The organism is Pseudooceanicola aestuariicola, from assembly GCF_045763785.1.
Taxonomy (GTDB): Bacteria; Pseudomonadota; Alphaproteobacteria; order Rhodobacterales; family Rhodobacteraceae; genus Pseudooceanicola.
Genome location: NZ_JBJGSF010000001.1, coordinates 936,659 through 952,662, shown reverse-complemented (window position 1 = coordinate 952,662; position 16,004 = coordinate 936,659). Strand labels below are relative to the sequence as shown.

14 protein-coding genes are annotated in these 16,004 nt (G+C 61.6%); 7 read left to right on the top strand and 7 right to left on the bottom strand.

Annotated elements, in window-relative coordinates:
• Window positions 1–21 precede the first annotated feature (21 nt).
• Window positions 22–1,509, bottom strand: a complete 1,488-nt coding sequence (locus tag ACI3GR_RS04280; protein WP_407492808.1) for an aldehyde dehydrogenase — start codon at window positions 1,507–1,509, stop codon at window positions 22–24.
• 257 nt (window positions 1,510–1,766) lie between these two features.
• Between ACI3GR_RS04280 and betI the strand changes: the two genes are divergently transcribed.
• The 7 genes from betI to ACI3GR_RS04245 all read left to right on the top strand — a co-directional run bounded on the left by betI (window position 1,767) and on the right by ACI3GR_RS04245 (window position 10,339).
• Window positions 1,767–2,354, top strand: a complete 588-nt coding sequence (gene betI, locus ACI3GR_RS04275) for a transcriptional regulator BetI (RefSeq protein WP_407492807.1) — start codon at window positions 1,767–1,769, stop codon at window positions 2,352–2,354.
• The gene (gene betC / locus ACI3GR_RS04270; RefSeq protein WP_407492806.1) at window positions 2,351–3,859 is read left to right on the top strand and encodes a choline-sulfatase; all 1,509 of its coding nucleotides are present in this window, start codon (window positions 2,351–2,353) and stop codon (window positions 3,857–3,859) included. Before betI ends, betC begins: the two co-directional genes overlap by 4 nt.
• On the top strand, window positions 3,859–5,316 hold the full coding sequence (betB, locus tag ACI3GR_RS04265; RefSeq protein WP_407492805.1) for a betaine-aldehyde dehydrogenase: 1,458 nt from the start codon (window positions 3,859–3,861) through the stop codon (window positions 5,314–5,316). Before betC ends, betB begins: the two co-directional genes overlap by 1 nt.
• 8 nt (window positions 5,317–5,324) lie before the next feature.
• On the top strand, window positions 5,325–7,031 hold the full coding sequence (betA, locus tag ACI3GR_RS04260) for a choline dehydrogenase (protein WP_407493596.1): 1,707 nt from the start codon (window positions 5,325–5,327) through the stop codon (window positions 7,029–7,031).
• Between the two features lie 181 nt (window positions 7,032–7,212).
• Window positions 7,213–8,181: an ABC transporter substrate-binding protein gene (locus tag ACI3GR_RS04255; RefSeq protein WP_407492804.1), complete on the top strand. Its 969-nt coding sequence runs from the start codon at window positions 7,213–7,215 to the stop codon at window positions 8,179–8,181.
• 59 nt (window positions 8,182–8,240) lie between these two features.
• The gene (locus ACI3GR_RS04250; RefSeq protein WP_407492803.1) at window positions 8,241–9,275 is read left to right on the top strand and encodes an ABC transporter permease; all 1,035 of its coding nucleotides are present in this window, start codon (window positions 8,241–8,243) and stop codon (window positions 9,273–9,275) included.
• Entirely contained in the window at window positions 9,272–10,339 is a 1,068-nt protein-coding gene (locus tag ACI3GR_RS04245) for a quaternary amine ABC transporter ATP-binding protein (protein WP_407492802.1), read from the top strand. The genes ACI3GR_RS04250 and ACI3GR_RS04245 overlap by 4 nt, the downstream gene beginning before the upstream one ends.
• Window positions 10,340–10,391: 52 nt before the next feature.
• Here the strand turns inward: ACI3GR_RS04245 and ACI3GR_RS04240 are convergent, their stop codons facing one another.
• From ACI3GR_RS04240 to ACI3GR_RS04215, 6 genes are all read right to left on the bottom strand, one after another.
• Entirely contained in the window at window positions 10,392–11,153 is a 762-nt protein-coding gene (locus ACI3GR_RS04240) for an aldolase/citrate lyase family protein (protein ID WP_407492801.1), read from the bottom strand.
• Between the two features lie 10 nt (window positions 11,154–11,163).
• Entirely contained in the window at window positions 11,164–11,961 is a 798-nt protein-coding gene (hpaH, locus tag ACI3GR_RS04235) for a 2-oxo-hept-4-ene-1,7-dioate hydratase (protein ID WP_407492799.1), read from the bottom strand.
• Window positions 11,958–12,824 (bottom strand): fumarylacetoacetate hydrolase family protein, encoded by an 867-nt coding sequence (locus tag ACI3GR_RS04230; protein WP_407492798.1) that lies wholly within the window; start codon window positions 12,822–12,824, stop codon window positions 11,958–11,960. The genes hpaH and ACI3GR_RS04230 overlap by 4 nt, the downstream gene beginning before the upstream one ends.
• A gap of 192 nt (window positions 12,825–13,016) precedes the next feature.
• Window positions 13,017–13,997 carry a 3,4-dihydroxyphenylacetate 2,3-dioxygenase gene (hpaD, locus tag ACI3GR_RS04225; RefSeq protein WP_407492797.1) on the bottom strand — a complete coding sequence of 327 codons (981 nt, stop codon included), beginning with the start codon at window positions 13,995–13,997 and terminating at the stop codon, window positions 13,017–13,019.
• Window positions 13,998–14,053: 56 nt separating this feature from the next.
• The gene (gene hpaE, locus ACI3GR_RS04220; RefSeq protein WP_407492796.1) at window positions 14,054–15,565 is read right to left on the bottom strand and encodes a 5-carboxymethyl-2-hydroxymuconate semialdehyde dehydrogenase; all 1,512 of its coding nucleotides are present in this window, start codon (window positions 15,563–15,565) and stop codon (window positions 14,054–14,056) included.
• 3 nt (window positions 15,566–15,568) lie between these two features.
• Window positions 15,569–15,949, bottom strand: coding sequence for a 5-carboxymethyl-2-hydroxymuconate Delta-isomerase (locus tag ACI3GR_RS04215; RefSeq protein WP_407493595.1), 381 nt, complete (start codon window positions 15,947–15,949; stop codon window positions 15,569–15,571).
• Window positions 15,950–16,004 lie beyond the last annotated feature (55 nt).

Below are 16,004 nucleotides of genomic sequence, written 5' to 3'. Positions count from 1 at the left end.
AGGGCGAGGCACCGAAGACCATTACAGCTTGATCCAGGCTGTCTTCAGATCGAGGTATTTGTCGAACGCGTGCAGCGACTTGTCATGGCCATTGCCGGACTGTTTCACCCCGCCCAAGGGCACGGTGCTGTCCGAGCCACCATAGATATTCACATGCACCACGCCCGCCTGCACCTTGCGGACCATTCGGTGTGCCCGGCTTAGATTGCTGGTCCAGATGCCTGCCGCGAGGCCGTAATCGGTCGAATTGGCGATGCGCACCGCGTCGGCCTCATCATCGAAGGGGATGACGGCAAGGACAGGCCCGAACACCTCTTTTTGCGCCAGCGAATGATCGGCCTCGACCCCAGTGACGATGGTCGGCGCCATGAAGTAGCCGCCGGTCTCTTCGAGGATGCGGTTACCGCCCGTTCGGATGGTTAGGCCGGCCGCTTTCGCCTCTTCGACAAATCGCAGGTTCTGGTCCAGCTGGCGCTGCGAATTCACCGCCCCTGCATTGGTCGAGGGATCCAGTGGATCACCGACTTTCATGCCTTCGGTCACTTTGGTCAGCTTTTCGACAAAAGCGTCGTGGATAGACCGTTCGACCAGCAGACGAGAGCCCGCCACACAGACCTGTCCGGCATTGCGGAAGATCGCCATGGCCGCAACCTGCGCCGCGACATCCAGATCGGGCGCGTCGGCAAAAACGATGTTGGGGGATTTGCCGCCCAGCTCCAGATAGACCCGCTTAAGGTTCGAACGCGCCGAATATTCCAACAGCCGACGCCCCACGCCGCCCGATCCGGTAAAGACCAGAACATCGATGTCCATCGACATGCCGATCGCTTCGCCGACCACCGCGCCTTCGCCCGTGACCACGTTCAGCACGCCCTTGGGCAGACCTGCCTCCAGCGCCAGTTCAGCGATCTTCAGTAGGGTCAGCGATGCGGTCTCGGCCGGTTTCAGCACGACCGAATTCCCTGCCGCCAGTGCCGGTGCCAGTTTCCATGCGCCGATCATCAGCGGGAAGTTCCACGGTACGATGGCCCCGACGACGCCCACGGGTTCACGATGGACCAGCGCCAGAACCGAAGGATCGGTCGGGGCGATTTCGCCGTAAATCTTGTCCAGCGCCTCGGCATAGTAGCGGATGGTGCCGATAGCCGAGCGGGGTTCGGCGTTGATCGCCATGCCGATCTCGGTCCCGTTGTCGCGCACGCCCAGAACCGCCAGCTCCAGTAGGTTTTCTTCGATCAGGTCGGCCCATTTCAGCAGCACGGCCTTACGTGCCGCGGGCGCCAAATCTGACCATCGCCCATCGTCGAACGCCGCCCGGGCCGAGGCGATGGCGGCTTCGGCGTCGGCGGCCGTACCTTTAGCGATCGTCGTCAGTACTGTCCCGTCCAGCGGCGAAATCACCTCCATCGTGCCACCGTCAGAGGCCGGTCGCTTTTCGCCGTCGATGATATGCGCACCCGCAGCCACTTCGGCGTGGCGCAGTGTTTCGATTGCGGATTGGTCAAGCATATGGGGCCTCCTCCGACCTCAGGAACTGCAAGGCCTGCAGACGGGATGGCCACCCAGATGCTTATTGCGCCCGGCTGGCAGCGCCCTCCTCCCACAGGGTGGCGAGACAATAGCTCAGCTTATTGCATTTGCAACGACCTTTGAGGGATCATCATTTCGCAGACCCATGCTCTTGGGGTTTGTCAGTCAATACAGGCACCTCCGCGCGCCTCAAAAGATTGATTGACTGATCAGTCAATTACGATACCCTGCCCGCCATGAAACCGCGCACAATCGAATCCGAACAGACCCGGCGCATTCAGCTGGCAGAGGCCACGATCCACGAGATCGGCGAGGCCGGCAGCCTGAACGTGACTGTCGGAAAGATTGCCAAGCGTGCGGGCGTGTCGTCGGGGCTGGCCTTTCATTATTTCGGCGACAAGACGCATCTGTTCCTTGCGGCCATGCGCCATGTCATGTCGCTTTACAGTGCAGAGGTGCGCGGCGCGCTGTTGACCGCACAGACCCCGCGCGACCGGCTGACCGCGCTGATCGGCGCGAACTTCAGCACCTCCAACTTCCGGCCCGAGGTCATCTCGGCATGGCTGAATTTCTACGTACTTGCCCAATCCTCGGAAGAGGCGCGGCGGCTGCTGGCGGTCTATCACCGGCGGCTTCAATCCAATCTGGTCCATGACCTGCGCCCCCTTGTGGGCGACAAGGCCCCCGCCATCGCCGACCGCATCGGCGGGCTGATCGACGGGCTGTACCTTCGCAGCGCCACGCTGTCTTCGGCCCGCGACGGCCGGCCGGCCATGAACCAAGTCCTTGCAACGCTAGAAGCAGAAATAGAACACGCAAAATGACTCAACCGAATATCCTGATCCTGATGGTCGACCAACTGAACGGGACCTTGTTTCCCGACGGCCCTGCCGAGTGGTTGCATGCGCCGAACCTGAAACGTTTGGCCGCCAAATCGGTCCGGTTCGAGAATTGCTATACCGCCTCACCCCTTTGCGCGCCGGGGCGTGCGTCGTTCATGTCGGGTCAGTTACCGTCGATCTCGGGCGTCTATGACAACGCGGCAGAGTTTCCGTCTGACCTGCCGACCTACGCGCATCATCTGCGCCGCGCGGGATATCAGACCTGCCTGTCGGGCAAGATGCATTTCGTCGGCCCGGACCAGATGCACGGGTTCGAAGAACGCCTGACGACCGACATTTACCCCGCCGATTTCGGCTGGACCCCGGATTATCGCAAACCGGGAGAGCGGATTGATTGGTGGTACCACAACATGGGGTCCGTGACCGGCGCAGGCGTGGCCGAGATTTCGAACCAGATGGAGTATGATGACGAGGTCGCCTATGAGGCCACGCGCAAGCTATATGATCTGTCGCGCGGCCATGATGACCGACCGTGGTGCCTGACCGTCAGCTTCACCCACCCGCACGACCCTTACGTCGCGCGCAAGAAATACTGGGACCTTTACGAGGATTGCGAGCACCTGCTGCCCCCCGTCCCGGCGATGGATTACGACGACCACGACCCGCATTCCAAGCGGATTTTCGACGCCAACAATTGGCGCCAATTCGATATCACCGAAGAAGATATCAAACGGTCGCGCCGCGCGTATTTCGCCAATATCTCGTACCTCGACGACAAGATCGGAGAGATCCTCGACACGTTGGAACGCACCCGGCAGGAGGCGGTGATCCTGTTCGTGTCGGACCACGGCGACATGCTGGGAGAGCGTGGATTGTGGTTCAAGATGAGCTTTTACGAAGGCTCCTCTCGGGTACCAATGATGCTATGCGCCCCGGGGGTGGAGCCGCGCCACGAATCCACGCCCGTCAGCAATATCGACGTCTGCCCGACGCTGTGCGATCTGGCTGGCATCTCGATGGAGGAAGTTGCGCCTTGGACGCAGGGGGAGTCGCTGTTGCCACTGGCCAGCGGAGCCGAGCGGACCACCCCGGTCGCCATGGAATACGCGGCAGAGGCATCCTATGCCCCGCTCGTGTCGCTGCGGCAGGGTAAGTACAAGTTCAACCGCTGTGCATTGGACCCTGACCAACTGTTCGACCTAGAGGCCGACCCGCACGAATTGACGAACCTTGTGGACGACCCCGCCCATGCAGAGGCGCTGGCGGATTTCCAAGCGCAGGCCGAGGCACGCTGGGATCTAGCGCGGTTCGACGATGAGGTCCGCCGCTCTCAGGCGCGGCGCTGGATCGTCTATGAGGCACTGCGCAACGGCGAATATTATCCGTGGGATTACCAGCCGCTGAAAAAGGCGTCCGAACGGTTTATGCGCAACCACATGGACCTGAACGTCGTGGAAGAAAACCAACGCTTCCCGCGGGGTGAGTGATGAGCATCGACGCCCAACCCACCGCCAGCCACTTCATCAACGGCCAGTACGTCGAAGACCCCTCCGGGGCGGAAATCCCCGTGGTCTTCGCCGCAACCGGAAAACGGATTGCCACAGTTCATGCGGGCACGCCGGATGTGGTCGATCAGGCGCTGGCTGCAGCCAAGGCGGCACAGGCCGAATGGGTGGCGTGGTCGCCCCGGGACCGGGGGCGCGTTTTGACCCGCGCCGCGCAGATCATACGCGACCGCAATGAAGAGCTGAGCCAGCTTGAAACGCTGGACACCGGCAAACCCATTCAGGAAACCCGCGTAGCCGACGCCACCAGCGCGGCGGATGCGCTGGAATACTTCGGCGGATTGGCCGCCGGGCTGACCGGCGAACACATCCCCTTGGGCGAAGACTGGGTCTATACGGTGCGCGAACCCTTGGGCGTCTGCGTCGGGATCGGCGCGTGGAACTACCCCACACAGATCGCCTGCTGGAAGGCCGCGCCCGCGCTGGCCTGTGGCAACGCGATGGTCTTCAAGCCTTCGGAAACGACGCCCCTATGCGCGCTGAAAATCGCGGAAATCCTGATCGAGGCCGGGCTGCCGAAGGGCGTGTTCAACGTCGTTCAAGGCATGGGCGAAACGGGCGCGCAACTGGTGACGGACCCGCGCGTCAACAAGGTGTCGCTGACAGGCTCGGTGCCGACGGGCAAAAAGGTCTACGCCGCCGCCGCGGCCGAGATGAAGCATGTGACGATGGAGTTGGGGGGCAAATCCCCGATGATCGTCTTCGAAGATGCGGATATCGAAAACGCCGTGGGCGGTGCGATCTTGGGCAACTTCTATTCGACGGGACAAATCTGTTCGAACGGCACCCGAGTCTTTGTACATCGCGCAATCAAAGAGAAATTCCTGACGCGTCTGGCCGAGCGTACCGCGCAGGCCGTGATCGGCGACCCGCGCGACGACGCGACGTCGATCGGCCCGATGGTGTCAGAGGCGCAGATGAACATCGTTTTGGGCTACCTGGACAAGGGCCGCGAAGACGGCGCGCGTCTGGTCTGCGGCGGCGAACGGCTGGATCGCGACGGGTTCTACATAGCGCCCACGGTCTTTGCCGACGTCACCGACGACATGACCATCGCGCAGGAAGAGATCTTTGGCCCTGTGATGGCCGTGCTCGACTTTGACGACGAAGACGACGTCATCGCCCGCGCCAATGCCACGCCTTACGGCCTGTCGGCGGGCGTCTTTACCCGCGATCTGTCCCGTGCGCATCGCGTGATCGGCCGTCTTCAGGCGGGCAGCTGCTTCATCAACTCCTACAACGACGCGCCGGTCGAGGCGCCGTTTGGCGGGGTCAAGATGTCGGGCGTGGGGCGCGAGAACTCCAAGGCGGCGCTGGATCACTACAGCCAGATGAAATCCGTCTACGTCCGCATGGGCGATGTGGAGGCCCCGTTCTGATGGCGTCGATGCAGGCAGATTACGTCATCGTCGGCGCGGGCAGCGCAGGGTGCGCCATGGCCTATCGGTTGTCCGAGGCGGGGAAATCCGTGCTGGTCATCGAACATGGCGGCACCGACTGGGGCCCCTTCATCCAGATGCCGGGCGCCCTGTCCTATCCGATGAACATGTCGCGGTATGACTGGGGCTATCAGTCCGAGCCAGAGCCGCATCTGGGCGGTCGCCAACTGGCCTGCCCGCGCGGCAAGGTGATCGGCGGATCGTCTTCGATCAACGGGATGATCTACGTGCGCGGCCATGCGCGGGACTATGACCATTGGCGTGACAGCGGTGCGCAGGGCTGGGGTTATGCGGATGTGCTGCCCTATTTCAAACGGCTGGAAAACTGGCACGACGGTGGGCATGGCGGCGATCCTGCGTGGCGCGGGACCGACGGCCCGCTGCATGTCACGCGCGGGTCGCGCGATAACCCGTTGACGCGCGCCTTTGTCGAGGCTGGGGAACAGGCGGGCTATCCCGTCACTGGCGATTACAACGGGCATCAGCAGGAAGGGTTCGGACCCTTCGACATGACCGTCTGGAAGGGTCAGCGCTGGTCTGCGGCCAATGCCTACCTGAAGCCCGCCTTGCAACGCGACACATGTGACCTGATCCGCGCCCTCGCCCGCCGCGTCGTCATGCAAGACGGCCGCGCCGTCGGCGTCGAAGTCGAACGGGGCGGCCGGGTCGAGGTCGTCACCGCCCGGAAAGAGGTGATCCTTGCGGCATCTTCCATCAACTCTCCGAAACTGTTGATGCTGTCGGGCATCGGGCCTGCCGCGCATCTTTCCGAACACGGGATCGATGTCGTCGCCGACCGCGCGGGCGTAGGACAGAACCTTCAGGATCATCTGGAGCTTTACGTGCAGGCCGCAGCCAGCCAGCCGGTCAGCCTCTACAAGTACTGGAACCTGCTGGGCAAAGCCTATGTCGGGGCACGCTGGTTGATGAACCGATCAGGCCCCGGCGCGTCCAACCAGTTCGAAAGCGCGGCTTTCGTACGTAGCCACGCGGGTGTCGATTATCCGGACATCCAGTACCACTTCCTGCCGATTGCCATCCGTTACGACGGTCAGGCCAGCGCCGAAGGGCACGGGTTTCAGGCGCATGTTGGCCCGATGCGGTCGCCGTCGCGCGGCGCAGTCACGTTGCGATCAAGCGATCCGAAGGACGCGCCCCGGATCCTTTTCAACTACATGTCGCATGCGCAGGATTGGGAAGACTTCCGCCGCTGCATCCGCCTGACCCGCGAAATCTTTGACCAGCCCGCCTTCGCGCCTTTCTACAAGCACGAAATTCAGCCCGGCGCAGATTGTCAGACCGATGATGAGCTGGACGATTTCATCCGTCAGCACGTGGAAAGCGCCTATCACCCCTGCGGCACCGCCAAGATGGGGGCCAAGGATGATCCCATGGCCGTCGTCGATCCGGAGTGTCGCGTGATTGGCGTGGACGGGTTGCGGCTGGCCGACAGTTCGGTCTTTCCGCGCATCACCAACGGCAATCTGAACGCGCCGTCGATCATGGTCGGCGAAAAGGCATCGGACCACATTCTGGGGCGAAACAGCCTTGCCCCCGACAACGCAGAGCCGTGGATTGATCCCGAATGGCAGACCCGCCAGCGGGTAAATGATCGCACTCTGACCAATAAGAGCGTCGACAGAGGCGTCGCATGACCTACACCAAGCAGAGAGGAGGCGCAGACTAGGCAAAAAACGACAAAAAAATGTCGTTTAACACTTACGAACACTTACCTTCCGCGTGTCCATGCTGATAAGCTGCCACGACAAAAACACCAAGGTGCCGATCCAGATGGGTCGTGTGCTATAGAAACGTAAAACCAAACAGGGAAAACACATGAAAAAGCTACTACTTGGCGCAGCCTTTACCGCCCTTGCCGCACCGGCCTTTGCCGAAAGCCACGGCTCTTGCGGTGAAGTATCGATCACCGAAATGAACTGGGCGTCCGCCGCCGTTGTCACCGCCGTGGGCGAGTTCCTGATGGAACAGGGCTATGGCTGCGACGTCACCAAGATCCCGTCGTCCACCAACCCTGCCATCACCTCGGTCGCGGAAACTGGTGAGCCCGACATTCTGACTGAACTTTGGGTCAACGCAGCCCCGGTCTATGACCGTCTGGCCGCCGAAGGCAAAGTGAAGCCGCTGACCGACGTGCTGTCCGATGGCGGCGTCGAAGGCTGGTGGCTGCCCACCTATCTGGTGGAAGAGCACCCCGAACTGGCGACGCTGGAAGGCGTTCTGGCGAACCCCGAACTGGTCGGCGGCCGCTTCCACCAGTGCCCGGATGGCTGGGCCTGTAAGACCGTGAACGGCAACAACGTGAAGGCCGCAGGTCTGGAAGAAGCTGGCATCGAGATTTTCCAGCACGGTTCCGGTGAAACCATGGCGACCTCGATCGCCGCAGCGTTCCAGGACAAAGAGCCTTGGTTCGGCTACTACTGGGCCCCGACCTCGGTTCTGGGTCAGTACCCGATGACCCGCGTCGACGTGGGTGAATTCGACGCCGAAGCACACGCCTGTAACGCCAAAGAAGACTGCGCAGACCCCAAACTGTCGCCCTTCCCGGCCGCCAAGGTTCTGACCGTCGTGACCGACAGCTTCTCGGAAAACAATCCCGAGGTGACCGACATGCTGTCCAAGATGCAGTTCACCAACGATCAGATGAACGGCGTGCTGGCATGGCAGGAAGAAAACAACGCCTCCCCGGATGAGGCGGCGGTCTACTTCCTGACCACCTACAAGGACGTCTGGGCCAATTGGCTGAACGACGCAGCCCGCGAAAAGCTTGCGGCGCTGATCCAGTAAAAAATCGGAAAGGCGGGCCACGAAAAGAGCCCGCCTTTTTTCCATTAGGGGACGGATAGATGGCTCATTACGACGGCGTTTTTAACGCCCTGGGACTGCGTGACTGGTGCGACAGCGCCGGTAACGATGGCCCGATGACAATGGCGCAACTTCTGGCACGCGCGCAGGGACAGGACGAAGGGGCCACCACCGGCCCACTGCCCTTCCCGTCGCTTGACGCATTGCACGAAGCCTGCGCCAAAATCCCGCAGACACGCGAAGTGACCGCCGGGCTGGAACGCTTTTTCCTTGATATCAAGGACAACCTGAAACTGGTGCTGGACCCGCTGACACAGCCGTTGTCGTGGATGCTGGACGGCGCGCTGTGGCTGTTCACCTCGATCCCGTGGTGGGTGCTGATCCCGATGCTGGTGGCCCTGTGCTGGTACGTCTCGCGGTCGCGCCCGGTGACGGTCTTCGTGATCATCGCCTTCGCCTTCCTTGGTGCCATCGACCACCTTGAGGTCGCGATCGAGACGCTCTCGATCATCTTTGTCTGTACGGGGCTATGCGTCCTGTTCGGCGTGCCCATAGGCATCGCCATGTCAAAAAATGACCGATTGCAGAAATCCGGCATACCCGTGCTGGACCTTTTGCAGACGCTGCCAACCTTCGTGTACCTGATCCCGCTGATCTTCCTGTTCAGCGTGACGGAATCCAAACTCTACGGTATCGCCATTATCCTGTATGCCATCGTGCCTGTGATCCGCCTGACGGACCTTGGCATCCGACTGGTCGATCAGGACGTGATAGAGGCCGCGAATGCCTTTGGCATGACCTCGCGCCAGAAGCTCTTCAAGGTGGAAATCCCACTGGCCCTGCCCAACATCATGGCTGGTGTGAACCAGACCATCATGATGAGCCTCGCCATGGTCGTGATCGCATCGCTGGTGTCTGCACCGGGTCTGGGCGTTCTGGTCCTGCGCGGCATTCGGAACCTTGAAATTGGCGTCGGCCTGATCGCCGGTCTGGGCATCGTGCTTCTGGCCGTGATCCTGGATCGCGTGTCCAAAGCCGCGCTGGCCCGCGTCGATGTCTCGAGGAGCTCGCGATGACCGATACCGTTCAACCGCAAATCCGCATTCGCGGGCTGTACAAGATCTTCGGCTCTCGGGCCGAAGAGATGCTGCAGTATGTTCGCAAGGGCATGTCCAAGGCCGAGTTGTTGTCGAAATACGGCCACGTGGTCGGGCTTCGCAATATCAACATCGATATGATGCCCGGCAAAACGACCGTGATCATGGGGCTGTCAGGGTCGGGTAAATCGACCCTGATCCGCCACCTGAACCGTCTGATCGATCCCACCGCCGGAGAGATCATGGTGGACGGCGAAGACGTCATGCAGAAAGGCCCTGCCGCCCTGCGCGAGATGCGTCAGACGCGGATGTCCATGGTGTTCCAGAAGTTCGCGTTGCTGCCGCACCGCACGGTTCTGGACAACGCCGCCATGCCGCTAGAGGTGCGCGACGTCGACGAAAAGGAACGCCACGACGAAGCCCGCAAATGGCTGGCGCGTGTCGGTCTGGACGGGTTCGAAGACAGCTATCCCCACCAGCTATCTGGCGGGATGCAGCAGCGTGTGGGCATCGCCCGGGCACTGACGTCGAACTCGGACATCATGCTGATGGACGAAGCCTTCTCGGCCCTCGATCCGCTGATCCGGACGGATATGCAGAACCTGCTACTGGAGCTTCAGGCCGAACTGCACAAGACCATCGTCTTTATCACCCATGATCTAGACGAGGCACTGAAGCTGGCAGACCATCTGGTCATCCTGAAGGATGGTGAGATCGTGCAGCAGGGCGAACCGCAGCGCATCCTGATGCATCCCGAAGACCCCTACATCGTGGACTTCATTGCCGACATTAACCGGGCCCGCGTGCTGCGGGCGCGGACCGTGATGACGGACGCGATCCCCGATGCGGGCACCGTTGCCGGGGACGTCGACAGCGAAGCGACGCTGGAATCTGTGATCTCTCTGGCAGAGGGGCGGACCGACAAATCCTTCCGCGTTATGCAGGATGATCAACCGGTCGGGACGTTGTCGATGCAGGATGTGGTTCTGGCCTTGGTGCCCACAGACGCGGCATCAGAGGAACGTCAAACCGCAGCGCAGTAAGCGCCACAGGCAAGTGATATGGCCTGCCCCCGCGCGTCGGGGGCAGGCTTTTTCATGCGAAGTGGTTGCGCAGACCTATCAATCCGGTCCGCAGCGCGCCCACGTCGGACCCGACGGCCACAAAACTCGCGCCGTCATCCAGATAGCCCTGCGCCAAGGCACGGTCCGAAGTCAGAATGCCCGCCGCCTTCCCTGCCGCCTGAATGCGCTGCAGGGCGTCGTTGACGGCCTCCTGCACCTCTGGCGCGCCGGGGTTGCCCAGATGCCCCATGTCGGCAGCCAGATCGGCGGGGCCGATGAACACGCCATGCACGCCGTCGACTGTCAGGATATCGTCCAGCGCGGCGATCCCGGCGGCGTTTTCCACCTGAAGCAACAGGCAAATCTGATCATTCGCTGTTTGCAAATAATCGGGCACCGCATTGTAGCCAGAGGCCCGCGCCAGCGCGGCCCCAACGCCCCGGACGCCCTGCGGCGGGTAGAGCACGGATTTCACCACCTCACGCGCCTGATCGGCGCTTTCGATCATCGGCACCAGAAGGGTCTGCGCGCCAATGTCCAGCATTTGCTTGATCTCGGCCCGGTTGTCGTCGCGGGTGCGGACGACCGCGTGGGATTTGTCGCCAACCGCACGCAATTGCGCCAGCACATCGCGCAACTGGTTTGGACCGTGTTCCCCATCGATGACAAGCCAGTCGAATCCGCAGCCCGCGGCCAGTTCGGCAACAGACGGATCGCCAAGTCCGACCCAAAGGCCGATTTGCTTTTCCCCGGCGGCAAGCCGCGATTTGAACGTATTGGTCGGTGCTGGCATGGGATCGTCCTTAGTCGAAAGAAATAGAGACAGAGCCGAAGGCGCCGAAATCGGCATCGATCACGGTGCCTGACGGGCATTCCAGCGGCGCGATGAAACTGCCCGAAAGGATGACCTGCCCGGCCTCGATCCGCTGGCCGTATTGCCCCATCCGGCGCGCCAGCCAGACGATGCCCATCACCGGATCGTTCAATACGGCAGCGCCCAACCCTGTGGCGACCACTTCGTCGTTCTTGCGCACGATGGCCCCGGTCCAGCGCAAATCCTGGGCGTCCGGCGCATGGCGTTCCTTGCCCAGAACGATGCCCGCGTTGGCGGCATTGTCGGATACAGTGTCGAAAATCTTGCGCGCCTGTCCGGTGTCCGGGTCAACCCGCAGGATGCGTGTGTCGAGGATTTCCAACGATGGCACAACGGCCTCTGTCGCGGCCAGCACCTGTTCACGGGTCACGTCGCCATCGATCGGGGCTTTCATGATAAAAGCGATCTCTGCCTCTACCCTTGGTTGGATAAAGCGGCCTGCAGGGACGCGGCCGCCGGTTTCGAACAACATGTCATCGTACAACACGCCCGAGTCCGGCGTGTCGATGCCAAGCGCCTCTTGCATGACTTTTGAGGTCAAGCCGATTTTCCAGCCGACGATGTCCCGACCTGCGGCCAGTTTCTGCGCCATCTGTGCAGATTGGATCGCATAGGCGTCGTCCAGCGTGATACCCGGGTATTTCACCGACAAGACACCGATCTGCTGTCGGGTGTCTTCGGCGTTTAGCAGGTCGGCTGCGGCGGCAGATATTTCGTCAGGCGTCATTCTTCGTCCCTCACCGTGTTGCGCAGGATGCCTATGCCTTCGGCCTCGACCTCGATCACGTCACCGGGTTTCAGCCAGATCGGCGGATCGAACCGTGCGCCCGCGCCCGTGGGCGTGCCGCAGACGATCACATCGCCGGGGACCAGAGTGGTGAAGGTCGAGACGTAGTTCACGATATAGCGGAAATCGTACATCATCCGGCCCGTGCGGTCCTGTTGGCGGACCTCCCCGTTCACGCGGGTTTCCAGCTTGATATCGTCCAGCTGGGCGGGATGGGTGAAGGGCACGATCCAAGGGCCAATCGCGCCGGATTTGTCCCAGTTCTTGCCTTGGGTCACGTTGAATTTCGCATGGCGCACCCAGTCGCGGATGGTGCCTTCGTTGCACAGCGTGATCGCCGCGATATGGTCGTAGGCGTCCTCTTTCGCGATGCGGCGGCCGCCTTTGCCGATGACGATGGTCACCTCGCCTTCGTAATCCAGCTGTTCGCTTTCTGGCGGGCGCACCAGCGCCTCGTTATGGCCGACGAAGGACCGGGGGAAACGGATAAACATGGACGGATAGGATTTGGCGTCCGTGGTGCCGTCTTTGTATTCAGCGTTCCGGTCGGGGAAGTTCACGCCAATGCAGATCAGCTTTTCCGGGTTCGCGATGGGGATGAGGTAGGTCACCTGATCTTCGGTAAAATCCGGTGTGCGGCCCTTAGCAGCGACGAAGAGGTCCTTCAGCGCGCCGGCTTCGATCACCTCTTTCAGGCCTTTGTACTGATCGCCGAAATCCGGCGTCAGGTCGATCAGCCCATCGTCGGTGACAAGGCCATAACGGTCCTGTCCGTCAGCGTGGAAAGCGGCAAGGCGGGTCATGGTCTGATCTCCTTTAGGTTCGACGTCGCCGGCCCCGAAACGGCAGGCCCGACCTAGGGAGGGCGGCGTTCGTTGCGGATGAGGCGTTAGGTCGTGTCATGTGCGGCGGCGGTGCTTTTTGCAAGGTGGGAGGCCCTCCCTGGGGGGAGGTCGGGCCTGGCGTTTCGGGGCGAAACGCCAAGCGTAGGTGCCTTATGGTGCGATGATCGGCGATGCGCCAAGGGTCGAGGGCACAGGCTCCAACCCTTCGAAGGTCGAGCCGTGTTCGAACCAAGACCGCGGTGCAGCCGCGCCCCAGAGCGTTTGGCGCTGCGGGTCTTTCAGGTCCCATTTGATCGCTTCTAGGTCAGGGTCGACCGTCTGATAGTCCGAGCAGTAGATCTCGATCCGGTAGCCATCGGGGTCGAGGATATACAGGAAGAAGGCGTTGGAAATCCCGTGCCGCCCCGGCCCGCGTTCGATGTTGTCGACGTACCCGGTGGTGGCCATCAGGTCGAGCAGGTCGATGATGTTCAGCGGCGTCGGCACCCAGAAGGCGGTGTGGTGCAGGCGCGGGCCCAGACCGTTGGTAAAGGCGATGTCGTGCACGCCGCCCTTGCGATGCGTCCATGCGGCCCACAACCGTTCGCTTTCGCTGTCTTCGGTGTATTCGGTCACGCGGAAGCCGATTTCGTTGTAGAACGACACCGCTTCATCCACGTTGGGGACAAAGCAGTTGAAGTGGTCGATGCGCAGCGGCTTCACACCTTTGTACAGCGCGTATTTCTGGTGGATCGGCGGCAGGCGATCCATCTTGAAATAGAACTCCATCGGCATGCCAAGGTGATCGTGGGTGGCCAGCGTGCGGCCCTGATAGGGGCGTTCAACCCACTCGACCTTATGGCCCTTGGACAGGAACCAATCGTGCGCCTTGTCCAATTCACCTTCGTCAAACACCTTGTAGGACAGGCACTTCGCGTGGGACGTGTCGGATTTGTGCAGAACCATGCAGTGGTGACCGCGTTCTTCCATGGCGCGCAGATACACCGTCTGGTCGTCTTCATCCGTGATCTGAAGGCCAAGCGTGTCGACATAGAATGCCTTGGATGCCTCCAGGTCTTTGACGCCGAAATCGACATGGCTAAGGCGGATGATGTTGAACGGCGGGTATAGGTTCGGGGCTGGAATTGGCATTCTGGGTCTCCTCCCTAGAAAGATTTACAGACGTGGGGACGACGTGTGCCGGGCGATCAGCCGCCCAGCTTGGGAATTTTGTGGGTGGCGCGGGGGAAGCTGACGTTCACGGTTTCCATGTAGAAATCGAACGACCAGTCGCCGCCGTCACGGCCGATGCCGCTGGCTTTGACGCCACCGAAGGGCGTGGGCAGGTGACGGATGTTTTCCGAATTCACCCACATCATCCCGGCTTCCAACTCGTCCGTCATGCGCATGGCGCGGTTCAGGTCGTTGGTCCAAAGATACGCCGCCAGACCATATTGCACGTCATTTGCGATGCTTAGCGCTTCGTCTTCGTCCTTGAAGGGGATCGCGGTCAGCACGGGGCCAAAGATCTCTTCTTGCGAAATCGACATGTCGTTGCTGGCTTGGGTGAACAGCGTGGGGGCCACGAAACAGCCTGTGTCGCCGACCTTTTCGCCCCCTGCGGCGATGGTCGCGCCCTCTGCCCGCGCCTTGTCAAAGTAGGACAGCACCTTGGCTTCGTGTTCGGGGTGGATCAGCGGGCCGACCACGGTGTCCGGGTCCAGCGGGTGGCCCACCTTGATCCGGCCTGCAACCTCGGCCACGCGCTTGGTCACTTCGTCATAGATCGTGTCCTGAACCAACAGCCGCGAGGACGAGGTGCAGCGTTCGCCGTTCAGCGAATAGATCATGAAGGTTGCGGCATCGACGGCGCGGTCGATGTCGGCGTCATCAAAGACGATGACCGGGTTCTTGCCGCCTAATTCAAAGTGCACGCGCTTCAGCGTCGCCGCCCCCTGCGCCATAATCATCGAACCGGTACGGCTTTCACCGACAAAGGCGATGGCCTTGATGTCGGGGTGTTCGGTCAGGCGTTTGCCCGCGTCTTCGCCAAAGCCGTTCACGACGTTCAGCACGCCTTTGGGCAGGCCTGCGCTTTCCGCGATCTCGACCAGCAACTTTGCGGTCATCGGGCTGAACTCGGCTGGTTTGTGCACCACGGTACAGCCCGAGGCGAGCGCCGGGGCGATCTTCCACGTCGACAGCATGAAAGGCGTGTTCCACGGGGTGATGACGCCGACCGGGCCGATGGGCCGTTTCGAGGTGGTGTTCATCTGCGTGGGCGTGCGGGTGACCTCACCGTTTTCCGCATGTGGGGCTTGATCGGCAAAGAACCGGAAATTCGCCGCGCCGCGGATCGCCGCCTTGGACATAAAGCGGAGGGCCTGTCCGGTGTCCATGCATTCGGTAAAGGCGATCTCCTCGGCCCGGGCTTCGATCGCCTCGGCCACTTTGATCAGGATTTTGCGCCGGTCCGCGCCGGGGGTCTTGGACCACGCCGGAAAGGCCGCCTTGGCCGCTGCAACAGCGCGGTCGATGTCTTCGGCCCCGCCCTTGGCGACATTGGCCAGAATCGACAGATCGACCGGCGACACGGTTTCGAAGGTCGCGCCAGAGGCGGCCGGGACGGACTGGCCGTCGATGTGGTTCATCACGCCGCCGTCGCGGAATGCGGCCATGTAGCCTTGGGCTTTGGCGATATTGTCGTCAAGAACACTCATGTCTTAGTCCTTCTTGCTTAGCCGCGCGTGGATCGGCGTGTCTTTCCAGCTGAGGTCCGAATTGATTTCCCGGATCTCCAGCGACAGGGCGAAATGGGGGGCGGCCAGCCGGTCGGCCAGCGCCGTTTGGGCGGCTTGAAAAATCTGGTCGCCTGCTGCTTTCAGCACCTCGGTCGATCGACCAGCGCCGACCGACAGGGTCATGGCGACGAAATCATTTTCCGGCACGTCGTCGGCGACAATGGCCACATCAGCACAAAAGGCACGGACGCGGATTCCGGCCAATGGGAAAATGCCCGCCGCTTTCATCGCGTCATAGATGGCGCGGCACAGGCGGTTGATCGCGTCGTCGGCGTCACAGCCGCGAGAATACTCGATGTGCATATGTGGCACGAATCGCCCCTCCCTTCGCTTAACATGTTAATGATCTGATTGGTTG

Bases quoted from the DNA above. Each gene is read 5' to 3' on its own strand.
- ACI3GR_RS04280 (WP_407492808.1), bottom strand. From the start codon at position 1,509: ATGCTTGACCAATCCGCAATCGAAACACTGCGCCACGCCGAAGTGGCT.
- betI (WP_407492807.1), top strand. From the start codon at position 1,767: ATGAAACCGCGCACAATCGAATCCGAACAGACCCGGCGCATTCAGCTG.
- betC (WP_407492806.1), top strand. From the start codon at position 2,351: ATGACTCAACCGAATATCCTGATCCTGATGGTCGACCAACTGAACGGG.
- betB (WP_407492805.1), top strand. From the start codon at position 3,859: ATGAGCATCGACGCCCAACCCACCGCCAGCCACTTCATCAACGGCCAG.
- betA (WP_407493596.1), top strand. From the start codon at position 5,325: ATGCAGGCAGATTACGTCATCGTCGGCGCGGGCAGCGCAGGGTGCGCC.
- ACI3GR_RS04255 (WP_407492804.1), top strand. From the start codon at position 7,213: ATGAAAAAGCTACTACTTGGCGCAGCCTTTACCGCCCTTGCCGCACCG.
- ACI3GR_RS04250 (WP_407492803.1), top strand. From the start codon at position 8,241: ATGGCTCATTACGACGGCGTTTTTAACGCCCTGGGACTGCGTGACTGG.
- ACI3GR_RS04245 (WP_407492802.1), top strand. From the start codon at position 9,272: ATGACCGATACCGTTCAACCGCAAATCCGCATTCGCGGGCTGTACAAG.
- ACI3GR_RS04240 (WP_407492801.1), bottom strand. From the start codon at position 11,153: ATGCCAGCACCGACCAATACGTTCAAATCGCGGCTTGCCGCCGGGGAA.
- hpaH (WP_407492799.1), bottom strand. From the start codon at position 11,961: ATGACGCCTGACGAAATATCTGCCGCCGCAGCCGACCTGCTAAACGCC.
- ACI3GR_RS04230 (WP_407492798.1), bottom strand. From the start codon at position 12,824: ATGACCCGCCTTGCCGCTTTCCACGCTGACGGACAGGACCGTTATGGC.
- hpaD (WP_407492797.1), bottom strand. From the start codon at position 13,997: ATGCCAATTCCAGCCCCGAACCTATACCCGCCGTTCAACATCATCCGC.
- hpaE (WP_407492796.1), bottom strand. From the start codon at position 15,565: ATGAGTGTTCTTGACGACAATATCGCCAAAGCCCAAGGCTACATGGCC.
- ACI3GR_RS04215 (WP_407493595.1), bottom strand. From the start codon at position 15,949: ATGCACATCGAGTATTCTCGCGGCTGTGACGCCGACGACGCGATCAAC.